Source organism: Streptomyces sp. NH27, from assembly GCF_056859195.1.
The window spans coordinates 1-4,487 of the sequence record NZ_JACEGK010000601.1; the positions used below are offsets into that span (position 1 = coordinate 1).

Sequence of the window (4,487 nt, forward strand, 5' to 3'; positions counted from 1 at the left end):
CCCGCGTCCCTGCCCCCGTCCCGGCTCGCACCGCCGGCGCCGCCGGAAGAGGACGGCCGCCGGGGGCCGTCGCCGCGCGGGCGGTCTGCGTCATCGCGAGGGGTCACGCGCTCACCTGCCGGGGGTCGGGGTCGTCGTGGAGGTCGAGGACGACATCGGAGTCGTCGGAGTCGTCCTCGAAGTCGAGGTGTTCGTCGTGCTGTTCGCCGTGCCGTTCACCGAGGTCGAGGTGTTCGTCGACGAAGTGGTGTGCGACGACGTGCCGTTCACCGGCGCGGCGCCGGACGGTGTGCCGCCGTCGCCCGGGTTCGCCGTCCCCGCCGGATTCGCGGTGGACGTGGGAGACGTGGGAGACGTGGCGGAAGGGCTGCTCGGCGTCGTCGTGGGCGGTCGCGCGGTCGTCGGCGGCGGGGGCGCGGGCGGCGCGGTCGCGGGCGAGGGCGAGCCCTGCACCTTGCCGTTCGGGGCGAGGAAGGCCGGGTCGCCGCCGGGCACCATGCCCAGCTCGCGGGCCCGCCGCTCCAGCGAGTCCGGCGCCGAGTAGCCGTCGACCTCCTGCTGGAGCTGCTGCTGCTGGTCGGTGTAGTGCGTCGTCTGGTCCTGGAGCTTGTCCAGCTTGAACGAGTCCCGGTTCAGGGCCGCGTTGAGCATCAGCAACGAGATGAGTCCACCGGCGAGCAGCGTCACGGTCAGAACGACGAACGGGGTGCGCCTGGCGGTTGCGGACCGCCCGGCGCCCAGCCGCGCACCCAGCGCGCTGCCGCGCACCGCGTCGCGTACGGTGCCGCGGCCCGCGCGCCGCCCGTCGCGTCCCGTGCCACCGCTCATCGCACGTCCTCCCGGATGCGTTCCGCACCCCGCAGCCGGGCCGGCGCAGCCCGGCGGTTCTCGGCGATCTCGTCCTCGTCCGGCAGTTCGGCGCCGCGGGTGAGCAGTTTCAGCCGGGGCTGGTACTGCTCGGGCACCACCGGCAGGCCCGGCGGCGCGGTGGACGCGGCACCGGCCGCGAGGACCTGCTTGTCCAGCCGGTCCTCCAGCGAGTGGTACGACAGCACGGCGATCCGGCCGCCCACCGCGAGCGCGGCCACCGCGGCGGGAACGGCCCGCTCCAGCACCGGCAGCTCGCCGTTGACCTCGATCCGCAGCGCCTGGAAGGTGCGCTTCGCCGGATTCCCGCCGGTCCGCTTGGCGGCCTGCGGCAGCGCCTGCCGGATCACCTCGACCAGCCGCGCGCTGCCGCTGAACGGCTCCCGCTCGCGCTCGCGCACCCCCACTTCCACGATCTTGCGGGCGAACTTCTCCTCGCCGTACGCCCGCAGGATGCGCACCAGTTCGCCGGGCGGGTAGGTGTTCAGCACCTCGGCGGCGCTGATCCCGGTGGACTGGTCCATCCGCATGTCCAGCGGCGCGTCCTGGGCGTAGGCGAAGCCGCGGTCGGCCTCGTCGAGCTGCATCGAGGAGACCCCGAGGTCGAAGAGCACGCCCTGCACCCGCGGCACCCCCAGCCGCTCCAGTACCTCGGGCAGTTCGTCGTACACCGCGTGCACGAGGGTGGCGCGCTCCCCGAACGGCGCCAGCCGCTCCCCGGCGAGTTTCAGCGCGGCCGGGTCGCGGTCCACCGCGATCAGCCGGCAGGCGGGGAAGGTGGTCAGCAGCGCCTCGCTGTGCCCGCCGAGCCCCAGCGTGGCGTCGACCACGACGGCACCGGGCAGCGCGAGCGCGGGGGCCAGCAGGTCGAGGCAGCGCCGCAGCATCACCGGGATGTGCCGCGGGGACGGGGACGGGTTGCTCATGTGGCCCTTATCGAACGGTATGGACGGCGTTGCACGGTCGGGAACGGCGTCGAACGGTGGGGACGGTGCTACGGGTCGGGTCGGGTGGTGGTCCGGCGAAGGAACGTCGCCCGCCAGACAAGCACGACGGACACGCTACGGCCGGCAGCGGCTCGGTGGACGCGGAACCTGGTCCCCGCCCGCTCGGAAGAGACGTCCCCTGGCACCGGGGAAGTGGTGCCAGCGGAGCCGGGGAGCGGGAGGAGGCCGGGCCGCGCGTCCGCACCGGGGGTGGGACGAAGTGGTGCATGTCCCTCGTCGAGGCGGGGCCGCGCTCACAGTAATCCGGTCGGAACCTCCTGTGACAGGGCCGAAAAGGTGTCTTCCTGGGCTGCCAGATACTGCTTCCACGCCTCCGCCGACCAGATCTCCACCCGGGTGTTCGCGCCGATCACCGCACACTCGCGGACCAGGCCCGCGTAGTCCCGCAACGGCTGCGGGACCATCACCCGGCCCTGCTTGTCGGGCACTTCGTCATGCGCGCCGGCGAACAGCACCCGCAGGTAGTCGCGGGCGGCCTTGGAGGTGAGGGGTGCGGTGGACAGCTGCCCGGTGGCGGCCCGGAAGCCCTCGACCGGCCACACGTACAGACAGCGCTCCTGCCCGCGGGTGATCACCAGTCCGTCGGCGAGCTGCTCGCGGAACCGGGACGGCAGCACCAGCCGGTTCTTGTCGTCCAGCCGCGGGGTGTACGTCCCGAGGAATCCCAGGAACACGGCACACCTCCCGCAGACGGCACCACTTCGCGCCACTTTACTCCACCATGCCCCACGGTCAACGGCGGCCGCGCCCGGGCGCGCCCCTCCGTACGCCGGGTGCGCCCCTCCGTACGCCCGGGCATGCTCCCCGGCACGCGGCGGGCACGGGCCGGTGCGCCCGTGCGGACCCGGCCGGCTCGGATACCGTCATAGACATGTCGATACCTGCCAGCGCCCCCGCGAATCCCCCCGCCCCCGGAGAGGACCCGAGCGCCGACGCTTCCGTGACCGACCGGCTGGTCGAGGCCAACCAGCGCTACGCCGAACAGTTCACCGACCCCGGCATGGGTGCGGCCCCCGTCCTGAAGGTGGCGGTCGTCGCCTGCATGGACGCCCGCCTCGACCTCCACAAGGCGCTCGGCCTGGAGTTGGGCGACTGCCACACCATCCGCAACGCCGGCGGCGTGGTCACCGACGACACCATCCGGTCCCTTGCCATCAGCCAGCGCGCGCTGGGTACCCGCTCCGTCGTGCTCATCCACCACACCAACTGCGGCATGCAGACCATCACCGAGGACTTCCGTACCGAGTTGGAGCACGAGGTCGGCCAGCGACCCACCTGGGCGGTCGAGGCGTTCGCCGACATCGACCAGGACGTGCGGCAGTCCATGGCCCGGGTACGGACCTCCCCGTTCCTGGCCCACACCGGCGACGTGCGCGGCTTCGTCTTCGATGTGCACACCGGCCTGTTGCGGGAAATCACGAACAAGTAACGGCAGTCAAGTGACGTGGCCCTCCCCGTAAGGGAAGAATGCACGGTGCGGCACGTCTCGCCTCCGGCGGGCGTTGCGCAAATCGGGGAGGGCCGCGGTCCAGGGACGACCGAGACCCTGGGGCCCCAAATTGAACAGGCCGAGGAGTACCGGGTGACGACCTTTGACGCTCGAGCGGAACTGAGCGATCTGACCACGACCGCGGAGCGGGTGCGCCGGAGCGTGGAGAACGTGATCGAGGGCAAGCCCGAGGTCGTACGCATCGCACTGACCGTTCTGCTGGCCGAGGGCCATCTGCTGATCGAGGACGTGCCGGGCGTGGGCAAGACCATGCTGTCCAAGGCGCTGGCGCGGTCGATCGACTGCTCCGTACGGCGCATCCAGTTCACACCCGACCTGCTGCCGTCGGACATCACCGGCGTGAGCGTCTTCGACCAGCAGCAGCGGGACTTCGAGTTCAAACCCGGGGCGATCTTCGCGCAGATCGTGGTCGGCGACGAGATCAACCGCGCCTCGCCGAAGACGCAGTCGGCGCTGCTGGAGTCGATGGAGGAGCGCCAGGTCACCGTCGACGGCACCACCTACGAACTGCCCAGCCCCTTCATGGTGATCGCCACCCAGAACCCGGTGGAGATGGAGGGCACCTACCCGCTGCCGGAGGCGCAGCGGGACCGTTTCACCGCCCGGGTGTCGATCGGCTACCCGAATCCGGAGGCCGAGCTGAAGATGCTCGACGTGCACGGCGGGGCCTCTCCGCTGGACGACCTCCAGCCGGTCGCGCACGCGCACGACATCGTGAAGCTGATCGAGGCGGTCCGGCAGGTGCACGTCGCCGACCCGATCCGCCGCTACGCAGTGGCCCTCGTCGGCGCCACCCGTAGCCACCCCGACCTGCGGCTGGGCGCCTCCCCGCGGGCCACCTTGCACCTGGTGCGGGCCGCCCGCGCCTCCGCGGCCCTGGACGGCCGTGAGTACGTGCTGCCGGACGACGTGCAGTCGCTGGCGTCCTCGGTCCTCGCGCACCGGCTGCTGCCGACCGCGCAGGCGCAGCTCAACCGGCGTACGCCGGAGCAGGTGGTGGCCGAGATCGTGCAGCGCGTGCCGGTGCCCGACCCGGCGGCCGGCAGCGGTGCAGGCGCCGGGGCCTGGCCGCAGCGGCCGAGCGGCCGGCCCCAGGACATGCC

General features: G+C 72.4%; 5 protein-coding genes. 2 read left to right on the forward strand and 3 right to left on the reverse strand.

The genetic code is table 11. From position 1 onward, the window contains the following. Window positions 1–111 precede the first annotated feature (111 nt). The 3 genes from ftsL to mraZ all read right to left on the reverse strand — a co-directional run bounded on the left by ftsL (window position 112) and on the right by mraZ (window position 2,548). Window positions 112–828 (reverse strand): cell division protein FtsL, encoded by a 717-nt coding sequence (gene ftsL / locus AC13HU_RS32785; RefSeq protein WP_483045624.1) that lies wholly within the window; start codon window positions 826–828, stop codon window positions 112–114. Beyond that, window positions 825–1,793, reverse strand: a complete 969-nt coding sequence (rsmH, locus tag AC13HU_RS32790) for a 16S rRNA (cytosine(1402)-N(4))-methyltransferase RsmH (protein WP_483045625.1) — start codon at window positions 1,791–1,793, stop codon at window positions 825–827. Before rsmH ends, ftsL begins: the two co-directional genes overlap by 4 nt. A gap of 314 nt (window positions 1,794–2,107) precedes the next feature. Further along, a complete protein-coding gene (gene mraZ / locus AC13HU_RS32795) occupies window positions 2,108–2,548 on the reverse strand; it encodes a division/cell wall cluster transcriptional repressor MraZ (RefSeq protein ID WP_483045626.1) in 441 nt (146 codons plus the stop codon). Between the two features lie 197 nt (window positions 2,549–2,745). On the opposite strand from mraZ, the gene AC13HU_RS32800 reads away from it, so the two are divergent. Then, window positions 2,746–3,303, forward strand: coding sequence for a beta-class carbonic anhydrase (locus AC13HU_RS32800; RefSeq protein WP_483045627.1), 558 nt, complete (start codon window positions 2,746–2,748; stop codon window positions 3,301–3,303). A gap of 153 nt (window positions 3,304–3,456) precedes the next feature. Beyond that, on the forward strand, window positions 3,457–4,487 hold a 1,031-nt coding region (locus AC13HU_RS32805; protein ID WP_483045628.1), incomplete at its 3' end, for an AAA family ATPase.

Excerpts from the sequence above, each read along its gene's own strand:
- ftsL (WP_483045624.1), bottom strand. The coding sequence starts at position 828 with ATGAGCGGTGGCACGGGACGCGACGGGCGGCGCGCGGGCCGCGGCACC.
- rsmH (WP_483045625.1), bottom strand. The coding sequence starts at position 1,793 with ATGAGCAACCCGTCCCCGTCCCCGCGGCACATCCCGGTGATGCTGCGG.
- AC13HU_RS32800 (WP_483045627.1), top strand. The coding sequence starts at position 2,746 with ATGTCGATACCTGCCAGCGCCCCCGCGAATCCCCCCGCCCCCGGAGAG.